This window comes from Streptomyces sp. NPDC088762 (assembly GCF_044750905.1).
Lineage (GTDB): Bacteria > Actinomycetota > Actinomycetes > Streptomycetales > Streptomycetaceae > Streptomyces.
Map to the genome: position 1 here is coordinate 52,784 of NZ_JBIVKT010000004.1, position 18,382 is coordinate 71,165.

Genomic DNA, 18,382 nt, shown 5'->3' on the forward strand with positions numbered 1-18,382 from the left:
AGCTGATCCCCCAGCCACCGCTGGGCGCGCCTCGTCGGCCGGGGCCCCCGTTCAAGGGTTCACGTTGACCGACAACACCAGCAACACCCACGCCACCGGCGACACCCGTACCGGCATCGACGACGGCGCCGCCTTCCGGGAGGCGTTCTTCGACCTGCACGGCGGCCTGCCCCGGCAGGCTCCCGGCTCCGACGCGAGCACCCGCCGTCTGCTGTCCCTGTGCGGACCGCTGCCCCGGCGGCCGCGCGTCCTCGACCTGGGCTGCGGCCCCGGCCGCAGCGCCCTGCTGCTCGCCGCCGAAGCGGGAGGGGCGGGCGGCGCCGAGGTGACCGCCGTGGACCTCCACGGCCCCTTCCTCGAAGAGCTCCGTACGGCCGCCGCGGCCCGGGGGCTCGCCGACCGCGTCCACCCGGTCCGGGCGGACATGGGCGCGCTCCCCTGCCCCGACGGCTCCTTCGACCTCGTGTGGGCGGAGGGATCCGCCTATGCCATCGGTTTCGACACCGCGCTCGCCCGGTGGAAGCGGCTGCTCGCCCCGGGAGGCACCCTGGTGCTGACCGAGTGCGAGTGGACGGTCGCGGAGCCGTCGGCCGGGGCGCGGGCCTTCTGGGACCGCGACTACCCGCTGCTGCGTTCCACGGCGGGGAACCTCGCGGCCGCAGGGGCCGCCGGGTACCGGGTGCTCGGCGTGCACCACCTGCCCGACTCCGACTGGGCCGAGTACTACGGACCGCTCGCCGAGCGGGTGCGGGCCCGGGCCGCCGAGCCCCACGCCCCCGCGATGGCGGCCGCGCTGGCCGCCACGCGCGAGGAGCTCGGCGTACGGGCCCGCCACGGGAACGAGTACGGGTACACGGGCTACGTCCTGCGGGCCGTCAACCCGGCGCCTCCCGGGCCACCGCCGGGGGCGCACCAGGTGGCGTGACCTCTGCCCCCTCCCCGCTTGTCACGCGGGGAGGGGGCAGACATGCGCGGACGTCGTAAGTGGGGGCAAGCCGCTTTTGTACGGCAGACTGAGGGCCGAAGTCCGAAGCGAAGGATGGGTATGCCGACCACACCAGCCACCGCCGCGAGCAGCGCGTCCAACGGCACCGCGACTCAAGAGCCGATCATGCTCGAACTGGTCGACGAGTCCGGGAACACCATCGGCACGGCGGAGAAGCTCTCCGCCCATCAGGCGCCCGGGCTGTTGCACCGGGCGTTCTCCGTGTTCCTCTTCGACGAGCAGGGCCGCCTGCTGCTCCAGCAGCGGGCGCTCGGGAAGTACCACTCCCCCGGCGTCTGGTCGAACACGTGCTGCGGTCACCCCTATCCCGGAGAGTCCCCGTTCGCCGCGGCGGCCCGGCGGACCCACGAGGAGCTGGGGCTGTCGCCCTCGCTGCTGGCGGAGGCGGGGACCGTGCGCTACAACCACCCGGACCCCGCGTCGGGCCTGGTGGAGCAGGAGTTCAACCACCTTTTCGTGGGACTCGCGCAGGCGGTCGTCCGGCCGGATCCGGAGGAGGTCGGGGACACCGCCTTCGTCACCGCCGAGGAGCTGGCGAAGCGGCACGCCGAAGCGCCGTTCTCGGCCTGGTTCATGACCGTGCTGGACGCGGCGCGGCCCGCGATCCGCGAGCTGACGGGTGAGGCCGCGGGCTGGTAGCCCTCCGTCGGCGCCGTCGGGCTTCCCGCCGTCCGGCCCCGGTCCCCGGCACCGCGCCGTTCAGACGGCGGGGGCGGCGGGGGCCGGTGCGGTGAGCGGCAGCGCCGCCCAGATGACCTTGCCGCCGGTCGAGGTGTGCTCGACGTCGCAGACCCCGCCGGCCTCCAGGGTGACCTCCCGGACGAGGAGCAGCCCCCGGCCGCCGGTCTGGCCGAAATCGGCCTCCAGCGCCTTGGGACGGTACGGATGGTTGTCCTCGACGGCCACCCGTACCCACTCGCGGCCGATCGCGACCTCCACGGCCACCTCCGGCGAGAGCAGGGCCGCGTGCCGGACCGAGTTCGTCACCAGTTCGGAGACGATCAGCAGCAGGGAGTACACGAGGTCCGGGTGCGCGGGCACCCCCTGGCGCCCCAGCAGGTCCCGGACCGCACGGCGCGCCTGCGGAACGGATTCTTCTACGGCGGGAGCGGTGAACCGCCACACTCCCTCGTACGCGAGGGGATCGGCCGGAGCCTGCGGTTCCCCCTCCCTGGCTGGCGGGACGCTCCCGCTGACATCCATCTTTCGTCCCCCGTCTTCACGCTCGATCGTCTCCACGCCTCCAGAGTGGGGAACGGGCCGGTCCGGGCCGGAGCCCTGACCAGAAGTCAGCGTCAATCGGACACTTTCTGACCACTGGCGTATGACAGAGTCAGTTGTTCGACTGTTCCTGATCTTCTGTGCGGTGCTTCTCGGCCGCCTGGCGCGCATCGTCCGCCGCCGCCGGCCCGGAGTCCGCCCCGTCGTCCCTGACCAACCCCAGGATGCGGCGGGCGCCCATGCCCAGCCCCACCAGGCTCAGCCCGTCGAACAGGAGGGCGAGCGAGAAGAAGGTACCGATCACGTACAGGCTGTTGCCGGGCCAGTTCGACAGGATCAGGACGCCCAGCAGGATGCCGAAGGCGCCCTGCACGAGCGAGAGCCCGAAGTTCGAACCGCGCACCACGAGGGAGCCGGCCAGCCGGAAGACCCCGCCGGTGAGGAAGAGCAGCGCGGCGAACATCGTCAGGGCCTCCGCGCTCGCCTCCGGACGGCGCAGAACCACGAAGCCGGCCGCCAGGTTGATCGCGGCGACGATGACCGCCAGCCAGAAGTAGTTGCTCTTGCGCGACTGCACGGCGTGGAACAGGCCCACCACACCCCCGACCAGCAGCAGCCAGCCGAAGAGGAACATCGAGGTCAGGGTGGCCACGCCGGTGTAGACCAGGCCGACCAGACCGGCCAGGACGAGAATCACCCCGAGGAGGGTCAGCAGCCCGAAACTGCGGCTCAGTTTCTCCTTCTCCCGCTGCGGTTCGCGGCCCTTGGCGCTGTCGGCGCTCCTGGCGCCCTTCCCGCCCTTGGCGTCCTTCGCGCCGGTACGGTCGTCTGCGCCCATGGGCGTGCCACCTCCTCGCACCCCCCGGACGGACTGGCCTCGATCCCCTTGATCATAGGAGCGGCGGCCCGGGATAGCATCCGGCGCATGGACGCAGCCCGGGACGCAGCCCTCCTGCACACGGTCTCCGACGGGGTCGCCACCGTCGTCATCTCGCACCCCGCCAAACGCAATGCCATGACGGCCGGCATGTGGCGGGCGCTCCCCGGGCTGCTGGCGGAACTGGCGGCGGATCCTGCCGTACGGGTGCTCGTGCTGACCGGAGCGGGACCGACCTTCTGCGCCGGGGCCGACATCTCCTCCATCGGCGGGGACGACGACCCGCAGGCGCTGGCCGTGGCGGCGGAGGAGGCGCTGGCCGCCTTCCCGAAGCCGACGCTGGCGGCGGTCCGGGGCTTCTGCGTGGGCGGCGGCAGCCAGCTGGCGGCCGCGTGCGACCTGCGGTTCGCCGAGGAGGGGGCGTCGTTCGGGGTGACCCCGGCGAAGCTGGGCATCGTCTACCCGGCGTCCTCCACCCGGCGGCTGGCCGGCCTGGTGGGTCCCGCGTGGGCCAAGTACCTGCTCTTCTCGGCGGAGTTGATCGGCGCGGAGCAGGCGCTGCGGGCCGGCTTCCTGAACGAGCTGGTACCGGCCGGTCAACTGGACAAGCGCGTGGCGGAGTTCGTACGGATCCTGGCGGCGCGCTCGCAGCTCACCCAGGCGGCGGCGAAGGAGTTCGCGGACGGCCGGACGGACCGGGACGCGTACTGGACCGCCCAGGCGACGGGGAGCGGCGACACCGCGGAGGGTGTCGCCGCCTTCCTGGAGCGTCGCCAGCCCCGCTTCATGTGGACCTGGACTACTTGAGGATGAAACGGCTCTTGCCGCGCCACTCCTCCACGAGGTCGGCCGGGGCCGTGTCGGGCGAGCCCGCGTCGTAGGGCGGCTGGGGGTCGTACTCGGTCAGCAGCTGTACGGACTGCGCCACCCGGTCCCCGGCGATCCGGCCCAGCAGGGTCAGCCCCATGTCGATGCCGGAGGACACGCCGGCGGCGGTCACGTACTTGCCGTCGGTGACCACCCGCTCCCCGGTGGGGGTGGCCCCGTAGAGCGGGAGCTGGTCGAGGGCGAGCCAGTGGGAGGTGGCCCGGCGCCCCCGGAGCAGCCCGGCGGCGGCCAGCAGCAGCGAGCCGGTGCACACGGAGGTGGTCCAGGTGCTGGTGGAGTCGGCGGTCCGCAGCCAGTCGAGGAGGACCTCGTTCTCCATCTGGTCGCTCTGCCCGGGCCCGCCGGGCACCAGGATGATGTCGGGGCTCGGCACGTCACCGAGCGCCTTGTCCGCGACGAGCGCGAGCGACCCGGAGTCGTTGCGCACGGCCCCGGGCCGCTCGGCGACGAACACGGTCTCGGCCCCGGGCAGCCGCCCGAGGGTGTCGTAGGGCCCGACGGCGTCGAGCGAGGTGAACCGGTCGTAGAGCAGTACGGCGATCTGCATGGCTCCTCCGGAGCGGTAGGCGGTTTCTCGGGTTCTGGTTCGGGGCTCGGGGGCAAAAAAAATCCAGCCGTCCGGCGTTTGAGGACCGGGGTCTGGGGCGGAGCCCCAGTTTCGGGAAGGGGCGGGGTGGGGAAAGCCCCGCGCAGCGGCACCGCACCCCCACCGGCCCGCGGCTCGCGGCGCGCGACAGGGGTCAAGTGGCCCCGAAGCGGCGGCGGTATTCGGCCGGGGGCTGGCCCAGGGTCTTCACGAAGGCCCGGCGGAGGGCCTCCGGGGTGCCGTAGCCGCAGGCGCGGGAGATCTGGGCGATGCCCGCGCCGGTGTCCTCCAGGAGCCGGCGGGCGTGTTCCACCCGGACCCGCTCCACGTAGCGGCCCGGCGTGACCCCCGTCTCGGACCGGAAGGCCCGGGCGAAATGGCGCGGGGAGAGCCGCGCCCGCGCGGCGAGGGCCTCCACGCTCAGGTCGCCGTCCGGGTGCTCCGTGATCCACTGCTGCACGTCCCGCAGCGGCTCCCGCCGGGCGGTCTGCGCCTCCAGCTGGGCGCTGAACTGTGCCTGGTTGCCGGGCCGGCGCAGGAACACCACCAGGTGGCGGGCGATCGTCAGCGCCACGTCCCGCCCGTGGTCCTCCTCCACCAGTGCCAGCGCCAGGTCGATCCCGGCCGTGACCCCGGCCGAGGTGGAGACCGGCCCGTCCCGTACGTAGATCGGGTCGGGCTCCACCTGCACGGCCGGGTAGTCCCGCGCCATCCGATCGCACGCGTTCCAGTGGGTCGTCGCCCGCCGTCCGTCCAGCAGCCCGGCCGCCGCCAGCAGCAGCCCTCCCGTGCACACGGACACCAGCCGCTCCGCGCCACCCCCGTGGGCGCGCAGCCACTCGACGAGCCTCGGCTCGAAGTCGGCCGAATACCGGCCCCCCGGCACCAGCAGCGTGGTCCCGGCCCCCGGCCGGGCGCTCTCCAGCTCCCCGTCCGGCATCAGGGTGAGCCCGCTGTTCGTCCGGACCGGCGCGCCTCCGAGGGAGACCGTCCGGATCCCGTAGCCCTCCCGGCCGGGGAACCGGGCCGCACCGGCGAAGACCTCCACCGGCCCGGTCACGTCCAGGCTCTGCACCCCGTCGTAGAGGACGACGAGCACGTTTCGCAACGACATGGCCTCATGGTGTGACGCCGCGCCCCATGGCTGCAATGCCGGGCTTCCCACCTTTACGGCCATGCGGCCCGGCGCGGATAGGATCGGCGGACCATGACTGCAACCCTCGTCGCCAAGAAGCTCACCGCCGCGCACGGTGAGCGCACGCTGTTCGCCGATCTCGACCTCGTCGTCGCGCCCGGCGACGTCATCGGCCTCGTCGGCGTCAACGGCGCCGGGAAGTCCACCCTGCTGCGCCTGCTCGCCGGGCTGGACACCCCCGAGACCGGTGAGCTGCGGCTCTCCCCGCCCACCGCCGCCGTCGGCCACCTTCCGCAGGAGCCGGAGCGCCGGCCCGCGGAGTCGGTACGGGACTTCCTGGCCCGGCGTACGGGCGTGGCCGCCGCGCAGGCGGAGCTCGACGCGGCGACGCAGGGCCTGGTGGACGGGACGCCGGGCGCGGACGACGCGTACGCGACCGCCCTGGACCAGTGGCTGAACCTCGGCGGCGCCGACCTCGACGAGCGGGCCGAGGAGGTCGCCGCGGAGCTCGGCCTCACCGTGGGCCTGGACCTGCCCATGACGGCGCTCTCCGGCGGCCAGGCAGCGCGGGCCGGCCTCGCCTCGCTCCTCCTCTCCCGCTACGACGTCTTCCTGCTCGACGAGCCCACCAACGACCTCGACCTGGACGGTCTGGAGCGGCTGGAGCGGTTCGTCACGGGGCTGCGCGCGGGCACCGTCGTGATCAGCCACGACCGCGAGTTCCTGACGCGGACCGTCACCAAGGTCCTCGAACTCGACCTGGCGCAGCAGCAGATCAACCTCTACGGCGGCGGCTACGAGGCGTACCTGGAGGAGCGCGAGCGGGCCCGGAACCACGCGCGCGAGGAGTTCGAGGAGTACGCGGGCAAGAAGTCCGCGCTCGAGGGCCGGGCGCAGATGCAGCGCAACTGGATGGACAAGGGCGTCCGCAACGCCCGCCGCAAGGCGAGCGACAACGACAAGATCGGCAAGAACCTGCGCGGCGAGTCGAGCGAGAAGCAGGCCGCCAAGGCCCGCCAGACGCAGCGCGCGATCGAGCGGCTCGATGTCGTCGAGGAGCCGCGCAAGGAGTGGGAGCTGCGCATGGAGATCGCGGCGGCCCCGCGCTCCGGCTCGGTGGTGGCGACCCTGCGCGAAGCCGCCGTCAAGCGCGGGGACTTCCGCCTGGGGCCGGTGAGCCTCCAGATCGACTGGGCGGACCGGGTGGCCATCACCGGGGCCAACGGCGCGGGCAAGTCCACCCTCCTGGCCCTGCTGCTCGGCCGGCTGGAGCCGGACTCCGGCTCCGCCACCCTCGGCTCCGGGGTCCTGATCGGCGAAGTGGACCAGGCCCGCGGGCTGTTCCTCGGTGACGAACCGCTGCTGGAGGCCTTCTGCGCGGCGGTCCCGGACACCGAGCCGGCCGAAGTGCGCACGCTGCTGGCGAAGTTCGGTCTCAAGGCGGCCCACGTCCTGCGTCCGGCGGCCACCCTCTCCCCCGGCGAGCGCACCCGCGCGGCCCTCGCGCTGCTCCAGGGCCGCGGGGTGAACCTGCTGGTCCTGGACGAGCCCACCAACCACCTCGACCTTCCCGCGATCGAGCAGTTGGAGTCGGCCCTGGAGGCCTACGAGGGCACGCTCCTGCTGGTGACGCACGACCGCCGCATGCTGGACGCCGTCTCGGTGACCCGCCGCCTGCGGGTCGCGGACGGCAGGGTCACCGAGCTTTAGGCTCCCGGCCTGCGGGGCTGGCTCCCAAGGTGCCGACCGGCCTGCACCCGACTAGCCTTTGTGGGTGAGAGCCGCATCCGCGGAGCACGCCCGCATGGGCCGGAGTCGCGCGTAGAACGAGGGTGGAACCTCCGAGCGTGGCCCGCCAAGTGACCCTTGTGGCGCCCGAGCCCCCGTGGCCTGACCTGTGCTTCCGCATTTCCCGCGGCCCTGTATCCGATCCGCGCTGCGCATTCTGTTCTGCGGCCGCGGTTCCGCTTCCTCACGCTTCACAGAGGGGCGAGAGGGCGGGAGGAAAGGGAAATTCTCATGTTTGCACAGAGAGCGAAGCGCCTCTTCGTGGTCTCCGCTGCCGGTCTTCTGATGGCCGGCGGGGCCGCGCTCGGCACGGCGGGCACCGCCTCGGCGGCAGCACCGGCCCAGCACGTCAGCTACGTCGCCGGTGGCTGGGACGACGACGACGATGACGACGGCTACGGCTGGCACCACGGCGGCTACGGCGGCTGGGACGACGATGACGACAACGGTTGGGGCGGACACGGCCGGCACGGTGGCCACGGTGGTTATGGCGGCCACGGTGGGTACGGCGGCCACGGCGGCCACGACTGCTGATTCGTCCCCTCATCCCCTCATGCCGGTGCGCGGCCCCTCAGCGGGCCGCGCACTGGCCTGATCGACGGCCCCCTACGGGGTGTCCTCCGGAGCGCGCCGGGTGCGGGCCATCCTGCGGGCCACGAAGCCGCGCGGGAGGTGGCGGGCCGCCAGGGCGTACGCCCGGTAGCGGCGCCCGGTGATGCTGAGCGGGCGGCGCAGGGCCAGGTCGCGCAGGGCCCGCGCGACCACGTCCTCCGGTTGCAGCCAGACCGCTTCGCGCAGGGCGCTGACGTCCATCCCGGCGCGCTCCTGGAACTCGGTGCGCGTGAACCCGGGCACCACCGCCAGGACCCGCACCCCGTACGGCTCCATGTCCACCCGCAGGGACTCGCTGAAGGCGGTGACCCAGGCCTTGGCGGCCCCGTAGGTCCCGGTCGGCAGCAGGCCGGCCACCGAGGAGACGTTGAGGACGGCCCCCCGGCGGCGTTCGCGCAGGCCCGGCAGCAGGGCGTGGGTGAGCCGGAGCGGCACCTTGACCAGCAGGTCGAGCATCCGCTCCTCGTCCTCGACCGGGCTGTACGGGAAGGGGGCGGGCAGTCCGAACCCCGCGTTGTTGACCAGGATGTCCACCGGCCGGCCCCGGTCGGCGAGCCGCTCGGCGACCGCCGCGCAGTCCGCCGCGTCCAGCAGGTCGGCGGGCAGTACCTCGGACACCGTGCCGAACTCGCGGCCCAGCTCCTGCGCGACGGCCTCCAGCCGTTCCTTGTCGCGGGCGACCAGCACCAGGTCGCAGCCCTTGGCCGCGAAGCCCCGGGCGAAGGCGGCACCCAGTCCGGCGCTCGCCCCGGTGATCAGTACGGTCGTGCTCACGACACCTTCACCCCCTCGGTTCCGGGCGTCGCCGAGGCGTAGGCCTGGGCGACGTCGACGAGGAACCGCGCCTCGTCGGCCAGGTCACCGCCCTCGTGCGAACTCTGCATCGCGGCGGGCAGCTCCAGCCCGGCCGATTCCCCGGCGTGCCCGGGCAGTCCGGCGAGTTTCGCCTGCCGCGCCTCCTTCAGTACGGAGGCCAGCGCGGCCGCGGTGCGCCGCTGCTCGGGGATCCCGCGCCCGGCGACCTGGCCGCGGGCGAGCTCCAGGGAGCCGGGGGCGACGTACTCCCCCAGGATCAGGATCGCGTCGCGGGTCTCGATGACCTTGCGGTAGACGAGCATGTCGCGCGGGACCGGCGGCCACAGCAGCTCCACGACCCGTCCGGCCCGGGGCTTGTTGAGGGCCACGTGCGGGACGGCCTGCACCAGGTCGCGCCACAGCGGCCACAGCCGCCAGGCCGTGGCGATGTCGGCGGCGGTACGGCGGAAGGTGAACAGGGTCGGCACGAGGATCGCGGCGGCGCGCAGCAGCCCGTGCAGGTTCATCAGCAGCGGCAGGGCGGGCATCGCCCAGGTGTTGCCGAACAGGGCCTTGAGGAGGTACGCGAACCAGAACAGGCCGGCCAGCGCGGTACCGAGGCCGAACAGCCGCAGCCCGGCGGCCAGTCCGCGGCTCTCGGTGCGGCGGCTGTAGCGCCAGCACAGGGCGACGCAGATGGTGTTGGCGACCACGTGCGCGGAGATCAGCACCAGCCAGTAGGCGAGCGAGGGCACCGGATCCCCGACGGGCGGCATGGTGTGGGTGCCGTGCGCGGGAGCGGCCAGGTCCAGGGCGATCAGCGCGGAGAGCCAGCCCACCGTGGCGATCCACGAGGCGAGCTGGAGCCGGCGGCCGCGGGTGGTGGCGGCCACGAAGTAGATCACGGCGCCCGCGGAGAGCACACCGGTGAGGTTGCGGACGAGACCGATGGTGTGGGCGTACTCGGGGCCGCGGCGCATGGCGTACGCGACGACGTCCGGGAGGTTCAGGGTCATCGCGGCGGCGGCGGTGGCGACGGCCAGCCACAGGCCGCGCTGCTGCGGGGAGCGCAGGGCGCCCGGGGCGCGGAGCAGGACCGCGATCCACAGGCACACGACGCTCGGGACGGCGAGCGCGTTGCCGAAGTCCGTCAGGTCGGCGGCGGTCATCTCTCCCCCCGTCCGTAGCCCATGGCGGACTCCAGCCGGGCCAGGGTGCCCCGGGCGGGGGCGGCCGTGTGCGGGCCGGAGTTCGCGGTGCGGATGCGGATCATGCTGGCGAGCATCTCCGCCTCCTGCTCCTGGGTGGTGGTGTAGTTGGTGCGCCCGAGCACGGTCGGTGCGGCTCCGTCGGCTTCCTCGCCCTCCAGCGAGTGGTGGCCGAAGAGGATGTGCCCGAGCTCGTGGAGCACGATGTGCTCGCGGTGCAGCGGGGTGGTCTGCGCCTCGTAGAAGACGTAGTCGACGGTGGCGGTGCCCACCCACAGCCCGCAGACGCCGGATTCGGCGGCCTCCTTGGGGAGGGGGTGAAGTCGGATGGGGCGGCCGCGCTGCTCGGCTATTCGGCTGCACAGCGCGTCGAGGGAGAACGGACGGGTCAGGTCCAGTTGGCCGAGAATGTTCTCGCACCGTTTGCGCAGGCTGAGTTGCGGGTGGGGCATGTGATCCCTCTTCGGACCCTTTCTCGGGCAGCGTCGGTAGGCGTGCGTGGGCATGGGCATGGTGTCCTGTGCCTTCAAGGCGGCCTCGGGGAATGCGGTCCTGAGGGGAAATGCGGATGCCCGTCCGCCGGGTGACGAACGGGCGTTCCACCATGCCTACAGATCTTGTACGCGAATTGGCAAGGTGCCCCGGAATCCAGGGCACCTATTCGGCCATTCGCGCGAAGACCCGCCTGCCACCGGCTCCGACTAGCGCTTTCGCCGCTCCTCGGGGCCCGTCAGGCCGGCGCGGCGCAGGGCGTCGGCCATGGCGCTGTTGGCCGGGGCGGGGGCGCTGCCGCCGCCCTGCCGGCGGTCCTGGCCGCCCTGCCCCTGGCCCCGCCGGCCCTGGTTCCGCTGTCCCTGACCCTGACCTTGGCCCTGCCCCTGCCCCTGCCCCTGGCCCTGGCCCTGGCCCTGGTTCCGGCCGCCCTCGCGGGTGCCGGTGCCCGCGTCGCCGCGCTGCCGGGGAGGACGGCCGCCGCCGGCGCGCCGTTCCTGCCGCTCCTCGCGCTGCCTCGGCGCACCGGCGGTGCGGTCCGCCTCGTCCTCCAGCCGCAGGGTGAGCGAGATCCGCTTGCGCGGGATGTCCACGTCCATGACCTTGACGCGGACGATGTCCCCGGGCTTGACCACGTCGCGGGGGTCCTTGACGAAGGTCTTGGACAGCGCGGACACGTGCGCCAGCCCGTCCTGGTGCACGCCGATGTCGATGAAGGCGCCGAAGGCGGCCACGTTCGTGACGACGCCCTCCAGGATCATCCCGGGGGCCAGGTCGCCGATCTTCTCCACGCCCTCCTTGAAGGTGGCCGTCTTGAAGGCGGGGCGCGGGTCGCGGCCCGGCTTCTCCAGCTCCCGCAGGATGTCGGTGACGGTGGGCAGGCCGAAGGCCTCGGTGACGAACTGCTCGGGCCGCAAGGAGCGCAGGACACCGGTGTTGCCGATCAGGGACGCCACCTCGCCGCCGGCCGTCTTGCCCATGGCCCGGACCACCGGGTAGGCCTCGGGGTGTACGGCGGAGGCGTCCAGCGGGTCGTCCCCGCCGCGGATCCGCAGGAAGCCCGCGCACTGCTCGTACGCCTTCGGGCCGAGCCGCGCCACGTCCTTGAGGCCCTTGCGGCTGCGGAACGGGCCGTTGGCGTCGCGGTGGGCCACGATGTTCTCGGCAAGTCCGGCGCTGATGCCCGACACGCGGGAGAGCAGCGGCGCGGAGGCGGTGTTGACGTCCACGCCGACGCCGTTCACGCAGTCCTCGACGACCGCGTCGAGCGAGCGGGAGAGCTTCACCTCGGACAGGTCGTGCTGGTACTGGCCGACGCCGATCGACTTTGGGTCGATCTTGACGAGTTCGGCGAGCGGGTCCTGGAGGCGGCGGGCGATGGAGACCGCCCCGCGCAGGGACACGTCCATGTCCGGGAGTTCCTGCGAGGCGAAGGCGGAGGCGGAGTACACGGAGGCGCCGGCCTCCGAGACCATCACCTTGGTGAGGCCCAGCTCGGGGTGGCGGGCGATGAGGTCCCCGGCGAGCTTGTCGGTCTCGCGGGAGGCGGTGCCGTTGCCGATGGCGATCAGGTCGACCGCGTGCTCCCGGGCGAGGCGGGCCAGCTTGGCGAGGGACTCGTCCCACTTGTTGGCGGGAACGTGGGGGTGGATGACGTCGGTGGCCACGACCTTGCCGGTGGCGTCCACGACGGCGACCTTCACACCGGTACGGAAACCCGGGTCGAGGCCGAGCGTGGCACGGGTGCCGGCGGGCGCGGCGAGCAGCAGGTCGCGCAGGTTCGCGGCGAAGACCCGGACGGCCTCGTCCTCGGCGGCGGAGCGCAGCCGCATGCGCAGGTCGATGCCGAGGTGCACCTGGATCTTCGTACGCCAGGCCCAGCGGACGGTGTCGGCGAGCCACTTGTCGCCGGGACGGCCACGGTCGTTGATCCCGAACCGGCGGGCGACGAGCCCCTCGTACGTGGAGGGGCCGGGCGTCTCGCTCGGCGGCTCCGGCTCCAGGGTGAGGTCGAGGACTTCCTCCTTCTCGCCGCGCAGCATGGCGAGGACGCGGTGGGAGGGCAGCGCGGTGAACGGCTCGGCGAAGTCGAAGTAGTCGGCGAACTTGGCGCCCGCCTCCTCCTTGCCCTCGCGGACCTTCGCGGCGAGCCGGCCGCGGCTCCACATGCGTTCGCGCAGTTCACCGATGAGGTCGGCGTCCTCGGCGAACTTCTCGGTGAGGATGGCGCGGGCGCCCTCCAGGGCGGCGGCCGGATCGGCGACACCCTTGTCCGCGTCGACGAACGCGGCCGCCGCGACGGCCGGTTCGACCGACGGGTCGGCGAGCAGGCCCTCGGCCAGCGGCTCCAGGCCGGCCTCGCGGGCGATCTGCGCCTTGGTGCGGCGCTTGGGCTTGAAGGGGAGGTAGATGTCCTCCAGCCGGGCCTTGGTGTCGGCCGCGTTGATCCGCGCCTCCAGCTCGGCGTCGAGCTTGCCCTGCTCCCGTACGGAGTCCAGGATCGCGGCGCGCCGGTCCTCCAGCTCGCGCAGATAGCGCAGCCGCTCCTCGAGGGTGCGCAGCTGGGCGTCGTCGAGCATCTCGGTCGCTTCCTTGCGGTAGCGCGCGATGAACGGCACGGTGGAGCCGCCGTCGAGCAGCTCGACGGCGGCCTTGACCTGCCGCTCCCGTACGCCGAGCTCCTCGGCGATCCTGCCTTCGATGGACATCGTCACGATCGGGTCCCGCCTGCCTTCGTTTGCACTGGAAGGCTGCCAATTGTGGCAGGTGGCGGCGCGGTCGGCGGGACCCCTGCCGACCGGCCGCCCGACGGTCAGCCCTTGCCGCGGAGGTCGGCGGGGAAGGCCCCGGCCGCGACGGCCTTGAGCACGAAGCCGCCGCCCAGTTCCGCCAGGCGGGCCAGGCCGGCCGCGCCGAGGTGTTCGTACGGGGCGGAGTCCAGGCGGTCGGTCTCCGTCTCCAGCCGTTCGCGCAGGGCCTTGCCCTCCTCGGTCAGCTCTCCGGCCGCGTCGAGCACGCCGCGCTCGCGCAGGCGCTCGGCGGCGGCGTCCAGGTCGGCCTGCTCCCAGCCGCGGGTGGCCTTGAGCCACTTGGAGGTCATGCCCTTGCCGGTGGCGCCGTGGCTGACGAGGGCCTCCACCGGGTCGAGCCCGACGATGAGCAGGGCCGCGAGGTGGCCGTCGCCGCGGTGCTCGCGCAGCAGGGTGGTGGCGTGCCAGAGCCGCAGGTGCGGCTGCTCGGGCACCGGGAGGTCGGCGTGGGCCGCGTAGAGCGGGCGGGCGTGGCGGGTACAGCCCTCGGTGGCACGCAGGGCCAGCTCGGCGGCCTCGGCCAGCTCGGGTGACTCGACGGTCTCGTCGCCGAGCAGCCGGCGCAGGGTGCTGTCGGCGGCTCGGTAGCGGGCGGCGATGACCTCCTCGGGGGAGACGCTGTCCCAGACGGCGGGCAGGAACCGGGCGAGGTGGTCGTAGCGGTAGTTGTAGAAGGTGGCGGCGACCAGACCGGGTCCGACGGGTCCCATGGCCGCGGCCCGTCCGGCCAGGTTGGCGGCGTTCGGGTTGTCGACCCCGAAGGCGGCGAGCTCCTTGAGGTAGTCCGGGGAGAAGTACACGGTGGAGTGCAGCGGGTTGATGGCGCCATGCCAGGCGTGCCGGGCGGCGAGCGCGGGAAGAGTCATGCGCGCAGGTTACCGACTGCTCAGTATGTCCGGAAGGGCGAGGTGCCCCAGGACGCGGTGGGGCCGCCCGCACGGCCACGCAGAGGCGGGAGGCGAGGGCCGCCGGGCGCGGCGAAGGGGAGCGCCGGGCCGGCGTGCGGGGCCCCGGGCCCCGCGCGCGGCAGCGTCGACTTCGGGCCAACTTCGGGGCTGCCGGTGCGGTCGGCCTGTACTCCCGTTCGGCGGCGATCGCTGCTTCCGGCCCGGCGCGCGAGACGGGGAGGCCGCCCCGCTGCGGTTTCTTTGCGGCCGGATGCCGATCGTGTGACGGCAGGGGCCATGGACAGGACGTGGGACGCACGGGTGAATACGGTCGGACGACGAGACCTTGAACCGATGTGTCTCCCCTACCACTTGGAGCCCTTCGTGCACCGCAAAGTCATCGCCCCGAGCGTGCTCGCCGCTTCCCTGCTGCTGGTGATCCCGGCGTCGGCCGCGAGTTACGGTCCGGGCGCCCCGGGTATCGGCGACCCCTACTACCCGGCCAGCGGCAACGGCGGATACGACGTGTCCCACTACGACCTGCGGCTGAAGTACCAGCCGCAGACGGACCTGCTCGAAGGCACCGCCACCCTCCTGGCCACCGCCAAGCAGGACCTGTCCCGCTTCAACCTCGACTTCGGCCTCCAGGTCAGCGAGGTGCGGGTCAACGGCGCCAAGGCGAAGTTCGCCGCCTCCGGCGCGCAGGAGCTGGAGGTCACCCCGGCGAAGCCCCTCGCCCGCAACACCCCGCTGACCGTCGTCGTCAAGTACGCCGGCAAGCCCTCGGAGCTGAAGGTCGACGGCTGGACGGCCTGGCACCGCACGCCCGACGGCGGGGTCGCGGCGCAGGAGCCCGACTCGGCCGTCTGGTGGTTCCCGAGCAACGACCACCCGCTCGACAAGGCCACCTTCGACGTCTCCGTCAACGTCCCGGACGGCACCCAGGCGATCAGCAACGGCGTGCTCCAGTCGCAGAGTTCGCGGCTCGGCTGGACCAGGTACAACTGGCGCTCCAACAAGCCGCAGGCCACCTACCTCGCCACTCTGGCGATAGGCAAGTTCGACATCACCACCGACAAGACGGCGAACGGGCTGCCGATCCTCAACGCCTACAGCAAGGACCTCGGCGACAACGCCGGTGCGGCCCGCGCGAGCGTGGAGCGGACGGGCGAGGTCGCCGAGTGGCTGGAAGGGGTCTTCGGCCCGTACCCCTTCAACGCGCTGGGCGGCTACGTGCCGAACGTGACGGCCGGCTTCGCGCTGGAGACGCAGACGCGTCCGTTCTACGGCCCGCGCCAGTTCTCGAACGGCGCCAACGTCTCGGTGGTCGTGCACGAGCTCGCCCACCAGTGGTACGGCGACAGCGTGTCCGTGGAGGGCTGGAAGGACATCTGGATCAACGAGGGCTTCGCCCGCTACAGCCAGTGGCTGTGGTCGGAGAAGGAGGGCGAGGGCACCGCGCAGGAGCTGGCCGACTGGGCGTACGCCCTGCGGCCGGCCGAGGACCCGTTCTGGCAGGTCAAGCCGGGTGACCCGGGTCCGGAGAACCAGTTCCACGGGGCCGTCTACGACCGCGGCGCGATCGCCCTCCAGGCGCTGCGCAACGAGATCGGCGACGAGAGCTTCTTCCGGATCCTCAAGGGCTGGCCGACCGAGCGGGCCTACGGGAACGCCAAGGTCGGCGACTTCGTCCGGTACGCGGAGAAGGTCTCGGGCAAGCCGCTCGCGCAGCTCTTCGAGACCTGGCTCTACACCCCGGGCAAGCCCGACGCCTCGGCCCTGAACGGGACGGCGAAGGCTCCGGCGGCCCGTGCCTCCCAGGCGGCGCCGGTCAAGCCGGCGGCCGAGCCGAAGTCCTGGAAGAAGATCGCGGAGACGAACACCGTCCACGAGCACGAGCACCGCGACTGAGTCCCGCTCCGGCCCCGGCCCCGGTCCTCCCGGAGGTACGGGGCCCGGCGCGCCCGGCGCCCCTCAGCGGGCGCCGGCGCGCCACTCGGCGCGCGCCCGGCGGGCGATCGGCAGATACCGCAGGCGCTCCGGCAACAGGGGTACGAGGAGTCGCACCACCGCGCTGAACCGCCGGAGCCTGCGCTCCTGCGCGGGGCTCCACTCCAGCCCGATGGCGGCGCGCGCCTCGGGCGGCATGTAGCCGACGGAGACGAAGGCCCGGAAGCGCAGGAACGCCACGCGCAGCACCGGCCAGGTGAGCCGCAGCAGCAGCCGGGACAGCGGGCCGCCGCCCTCGGGCCGGGGCAGCGGCACATCGGTGGCGACGAGCTCGCGCGCGACGGCCGTCGGCTCGATCTCCTCGGCCAGCATCCGGCCCCAGTACTCCCGGTACTCCTCGATGCTCTGCGGCATGTCCCGGTCGTGGAGCCCGAGGATCCGGCCCACCTGGAGCCACTCGCGGTACAGCTGCCGTTCCTGGGCGGGGGTGAAGCGGCGCAGGAGGTAGCGGCCGGCGTACGTGTAGACCGGGAAGCCGGTGGCGTGCACCCAGGCGTAGCAGGCCGGATCGAGGGAGTGGTAGCGGCGGCCGCGGGTGTCGGTGCCCTGGATGCCCCGGTGCAGACGGCGTACCCGGCGCCCCTCCTCGGCGGCGCCCTCCCCGCCGTACACCCACAGCTGGACCGAGCGCAGCGAGCGCTCGCCGCGGCCCCAGGGGTCGGTGCGGAAGACGGAGTACTCGTCGACGCCGGCCGCGATGGCGGGGTGCGCGACCTGCATGGTGAAGGCGGCGGGCAGCATCAGCAGCGCCCTGACGTCCCCCGCGATGGTCCACAGCACGCCGCCGGGCGGGGGCGGCTCCGGGTCCGTCCGGCCGGCGGGGCCGCCGCGCGCGGTCTGCTCTGCGGGCTCCCGCGTCGTGCTCATGTTCCCTGCCCCCAGTGCGCTTCGTGCCGTCATCCCAGTATGGGCCCCCACGATGTCCCGGGCCGGACAGAAAGTCTTGTCACGGGTGTTACCCAGAGGTAACCGCGGCTGCTTGGATGGCGAAGCCGATCTTCCCCACAGGAACGAGGGAGACCTCATGCTGCACACCTCGCACCGCCGTCACCGGGCCGCCGCCGTGGCCGTCGCCGCGGTCGCCGCCGGCACGCTGGCCGTCACCACCGCACCCTCCGCCACGGCCGCTCCCGCCGCCACGACCACGGCCGCCGCCGCGCCGCGGCTCAGCGTCCTGTCGTACAACGTGTTCCTGATGAGCAAGAACCTGTACCCGAACTGGGGCCAGGACCACCGGGCCGCGGAGATCCCCAAGGCCTCCTTCTACCAGGGCCACGACGTGGTCGTGCTCCAGGAGGCCTTCGACAACGGCGCCTCGGACGCCCTGAAGGCCAACTCGGCGGCCCGCTACCCGTACCAGACGCCGGTCGTGGGCCGCAGCAAGAGCGGCTGGGACGCCACGGGCGGCTCCTACTCCTCCACCACCCCGGAGGACGGCGGCGTCACGATCCTGAGCAAGTGGCCCATCGTGCGCAAGGAGCAGGTCGTCTACAAGGACGCCTGCGGCTCCGACTGGTGGTCGAACAAGGGCTTCGCCTACGTGGTCCTCGACGTGAACGGCACCAGGGTGCACGTGGTGGGCACCCACGCGCAGTCCACCGACTCCGGCTGCGGCGCGGGCGAGGCGGCGGAGATGCGCGCCCGTCAGTTCCGCGCGATAGACGCCTTCCTGGACGGGAAGAACATCCCGGCGGCCGAGCAGGTGATCGTGGCGGGAGACATGAACGTCGACTCGCGGACCCCCGAGTACGCCTCGATGCTCGCCAACGCCGACCTGGCCGGCTCCGACACGCGCACGGGCCACCCGTACTCCTTCGACACCGCGCTGAACTCGATCGCGCACTACCGCTACCCGACGGACCCGCGCGAGGACCTGGACTACGTCCTCTACCGCAAGGGCAACGCCCGTCCGGCGGGCTGGGAGAACAACGTGGTCAAGGAGGAGTCGGCGCCCTGGACGGTCTCCAGCTGGGGCACCTCCTACACCTACACCAACCTCTCCGACCACTACCCGCTGATCGGCCGCTAGGCCGGCCCGTGGCGGGTCGGTCAGCGGTCGCCCGCTCA

The 18,382-nt window shown here is 72.9% G+C and carries 16 protein-coding genes and 1 pseudogene; 7 read left to right on the forward strand and 10 right to left on the reverse strand.

Annotation, left to right across the window (positions count from 1 at the left end; all coding sequences use genetic code 11):
• Window positions 1-115: 115 nt before the first annotated feature.
• A pseudogene (locus ACIP5M_RS11770) lies at window positions 116-883 on the forward strand (SAM-dependent methyltransferase); the annotation flags it as partial.
• 162 nt (window positions 884-1,045) lie between these two features.
• On the forward strand, window positions 1,046-1,645 hold the full coding sequence (idi, locus tag ACIP5M_RS11775; RefSeq protein ID WP_401195212.1) for an isopentenyl-diphosphate Delta-isomerase: 600 nt from the start codon (window positions 1,046-1,048) through the stop codon (window positions 1,643-1,645).
• 60 nt (window positions 1,646-1,705) lie between these two features.
• Here the strand turns inward: idi and ACIP5M_RS11780 are convergent, their stop codons facing one another.
• Together ACIP5M_RS11780 and ACIP5M_RS11785 are read right to left on the reverse strand one after the other, a co-directional pair.
• Window positions 1,706-2,209, reverse strand: coding sequence for an ATP-binding protein (locus tag ACIP5M_RS11780; protein ID WP_401195215.1), 504 nt, complete (start codon window positions 2,207-2,209; stop codon window positions 1,706-1,708).
• Between the two features lie 130 nt (window positions 2,210-2,339).
• Window positions 2,340-3,065: an HdeD family acid-resistance protein gene (locus ACIP5M_RS11785; RefSeq protein WP_401195218.1), complete on the reverse strand. Its 726-nt coding sequence runs from the start codon at window positions 3,063-3,065 to the stop codon at window positions 2,340-2,342.
• A gap of 87 nt (window positions 3,066-3,152) precedes the next feature.
• Here ACIP5M_RS11785 and ACIP5M_RS11790 point away from each other — a divergent pair, with 87 nt between their 5' ends.
• Window positions 3,153-3,911: an enoyl-CoA hydratase/isomerase family protein gene (locus ACIP5M_RS11790; protein WP_401195220.1), complete on the forward strand. Its 759-nt coding sequence runs from the start codon at window positions 3,153-3,155 to the stop codon at window positions 3,909-3,911.
• Here ACIP5M_RS11790 and ACIP5M_RS11795 read toward each other — a convergent pair.
• Together ACIP5M_RS11795 and ACIP5M_RS11800 are read right to left on the reverse strand one after the other, a co-directional pair.
• The gene (locus ACIP5M_RS11795; protein ID WP_401195222.1) at window positions 3,904-4,539 is read right to left on the reverse strand and encodes a DJ-1/PfpI family protein; all 636 of its coding nucleotides are present in this window, start codon (window positions 4,537-4,539) and stop codon (window positions 3,904-3,906) included. The genes ACIP5M_RS11790 and ACIP5M_RS11795 overlap by 8 nt on opposite strands.
• Before the next feature lie 193 nt (window positions 4,540-4,732).
• Window positions 4,733-5,692 (reverse strand): GlxA family transcriptional regulator, encoded by a 960-nt coding sequence (locus tag ACIP5M_RS11800; protein WP_401195225.1) that lies wholly within the window; start codon window positions 5,690-5,692, stop codon window positions 4,733-4,735.
• 93 nt (window positions 5,693-5,785) lie between these two features.
• On the opposite strand from ACIP5M_RS11800, the gene ACIP5M_RS11805 reads away from it, so the two are divergent.
• Together ACIP5M_RS11805 and ACIP5M_RS11810 are read left to right on the forward strand one after the other, a co-directional pair.
• Window positions 5,786-7,423 carry an ABC-F family ATP-binding cassette domain-containing protein gene (locus ACIP5M_RS11805; RefSeq protein ID WP_401195228.1) on the forward strand — a complete coding sequence of 546 codons (1,638 nt, stop codon included), beginning with the start codon at window positions 5,786-5,788 and terminating at the stop codon, window positions 7,421-7,423.
• Window positions 7,424-7,732: 309 nt separating this feature from the next.
• Window positions 7,733-8,035: a hypothetical protein gene (locus ACIP5M_RS11810; protein WP_401195231.1), complete on the forward strand. Its 303-nt coding sequence runs from the start codon at window positions 7,733-7,735 to the stop codon at window positions 8,033-8,035.
• A 72-nt stretch (window positions 8,036-8,107) separates the two neighbouring features.
• Here ACIP5M_RS11810 and ACIP5M_RS11815 read toward each other — a convergent pair whose 3' ends face one another.
• The 5 genes from ACIP5M_RS11815 to ACIP5M_RS11835 all read right to left on the reverse strand — a co-directional run bounded on the left by ACIP5M_RS11815 (window position 8,108) and on the right by ACIP5M_RS11835 (window position 14,284).
• Window positions 8,108-8,887, reverse strand: a complete 780-nt coding sequence (locus ACIP5M_RS11815; RefSeq protein ID WP_401195233.1) for an SDR family NAD(P)-dependent oxidoreductase — start codon at window positions 8,885-8,887, stop codon at window positions 8,108-8,110.
• Window positions 8,884-10,077, reverse strand: coding sequence for an MAB_1171c family putative transporter (locus tag ACIP5M_RS11820; protein WP_401195235.1), 1,194 nt, complete (start codon window positions 10,075-10,077; stop codon window positions 8,884-8,886). The genes ACIP5M_RS11815 and ACIP5M_RS11820 overlap by 4 nt, the downstream gene beginning before the upstream one ends.
• A complete protein-coding gene (locus ACIP5M_RS11825) occupies window positions 10,074-10,568 on the reverse strand; it encodes a hypothetical protein (protein ID WP_401195237.1) in 495 nt (164 codons plus the stop codon). The genes ACIP5M_RS11820 and ACIP5M_RS11825 overlap by 4 nt, the downstream gene beginning before the upstream one ends.
• Before the next feature lie 249 nt (window positions 10,569-10,817).
• On the reverse strand, window positions 10,818-13,322 hold the full coding sequence (locus tag ACIP5M_RS11830; protein WP_401195240.1) for a Tex family protein: 2,505 nt from the start codon (window positions 13,320-13,322) through the stop codon (window positions 10,818-10,820).
• A 98-nt stretch (window positions 13,323-13,420) separates the two neighbouring features.
• Window positions 13,421-14,284 carry a hypothetical protein gene (locus ACIP5M_RS11835; RefSeq protein ID WP_401195242.1) on the reverse strand — a complete coding sequence of 288 codons (864 nt, stop codon included), beginning with the start codon at window positions 14,282-14,284 and terminating at the stop codon, window positions 13,421-13,423.
• A gap of 405 nt (window positions 14,285-14,689) precedes the next feature.
• On the opposite strand from ACIP5M_RS11835, the gene ACIP5M_RS11840 reads away from it, so the two are divergent.
• Window positions 14,690-16,216 (forward strand): M1 family metallopeptidase, encoded by a 1,527-nt coding sequence (locus ACIP5M_RS11840; protein WP_401196283.1) that lies wholly within the window; start codon window positions 14,690-14,692, stop codon window positions 16,214-16,216.
• 63 nt (window positions 16,217-16,279) lie between these two features.
• Here the strand turns inward: ACIP5M_RS11840 and ACIP5M_RS11845 are convergent, their stop codons facing one another.
• Window positions 16,280-17,182 (reverse strand): oxygenase MpaB family protein, encoded by a 903-nt coding sequence (locus tag ACIP5M_RS11845; RefSeq protein ID WP_401195245.1) that lies wholly within the window; start codon window positions 17,180-17,182, stop codon window positions 16,280-16,282.
• A gap of 157 nt (window positions 17,183-17,339) precedes the next feature.
• Between ACIP5M_RS11845 and sph the strand changes: the two genes are divergently transcribed.
• Window positions 17,340-18,344, forward strand: coding sequence for a sphingomyelin phosphodiesterase (sph, locus tag ACIP5M_RS11850; RefSeq protein WP_401195248.1), 1,005 nt, complete (start codon window positions 17,340-17,342; stop codon window positions 18,342-18,344).
• Window positions 18,345-18,382: the final 38 nt, after the last annotated feature.

Bases quoted from the DNA above. Each gene is read 5' to 3' on its own strand.
- idi (WP_401195212.1), top strand. From the start codon at position 1,046: ATGCCGACCACACCAGCCACCGCCGCGAGCAGCGCGTCCAACGGCACC.
- ACIP5M_RS11780 (WP_401195215.1), bottom strand. From the start codon at position 2,209: ATGGATGTCAGCGGGAGCGTCCCGCCAGCCAGGGAGGGGGAACCGCAG.
- ACIP5M_RS11785 (WP_401195218.1), bottom strand. From the start codon at position 3,065: ATGGGCGCAGACGACCGTACCGGCGCGAAGGACGCCAAGGGCGGGAAG.
- ACIP5M_RS11790 (WP_401195220.1), top strand. From the start codon at position 3,153: ATGGACGCAGCCCGGGACGCAGCCCTCCTGCACACGGTCTCCGACGGG.
- ACIP5M_RS11795 (WP_401195222.1), bottom strand. From the start codon at position 4,539: ATGCAGATCGCCGTACTGCTCTACGACCGGTTCACCTCGCTCGACGCC.
- ACIP5M_RS11800 (WP_401195225.1), bottom strand. From the start codon at position 5,692: ATGTCGTTGCGAAACGTGCTCGTCGTCCTCTACGACGGGGTGCAGAGC.
- ACIP5M_RS11805 (WP_401195228.1), top strand. From the start codon at position 5,786: ATGACTGCAACCCTCGTCGCCAAGAAGCTCACCGCCGCGCACGGTGAG.
- ACIP5M_RS11810 (WP_401195231.1), top strand. From the start codon at position 7,733: ATGTTTGCACAGAGAGCGAAGCGCCTCTTCGTGGTCTCCGCTGCCGGT.
- ACIP5M_RS11820 (WP_401195235.1), bottom strand. From the start codon at position 10,077: ATGACCGCCGCCGACCTGACGGACTTCGGCAACGCGCTCGCCGTCCCG.
- ACIP5M_RS11825 (WP_401195237.1), bottom strand. From the start codon at position 10,568: ATGCCCCACCCGCAACTCAGCCTGCGCAAACGGTGCGAGAACATTCTC.
- ACIP5M_RS11835 (WP_401195242.1), bottom strand. From the start codon at position 14,284: ATGACTCTTCCCGCGCTCGCCGCCCGGCACGCCTGGCATGGCGCCATC.
- ACIP5M_RS11845 (WP_401195245.1), bottom strand. From the start codon at position 17,182: ATGAGCACGACGCGGGAGCCCGCAGAGCAGACCGCGCGCGGCGGCCCC.
- sph (WP_401195248.1), top strand. From the start codon at position 17,340: ATGCTGCACACCTCGCACCGCCGTCACCGGGCCGCCGCCGTGGCCGTC.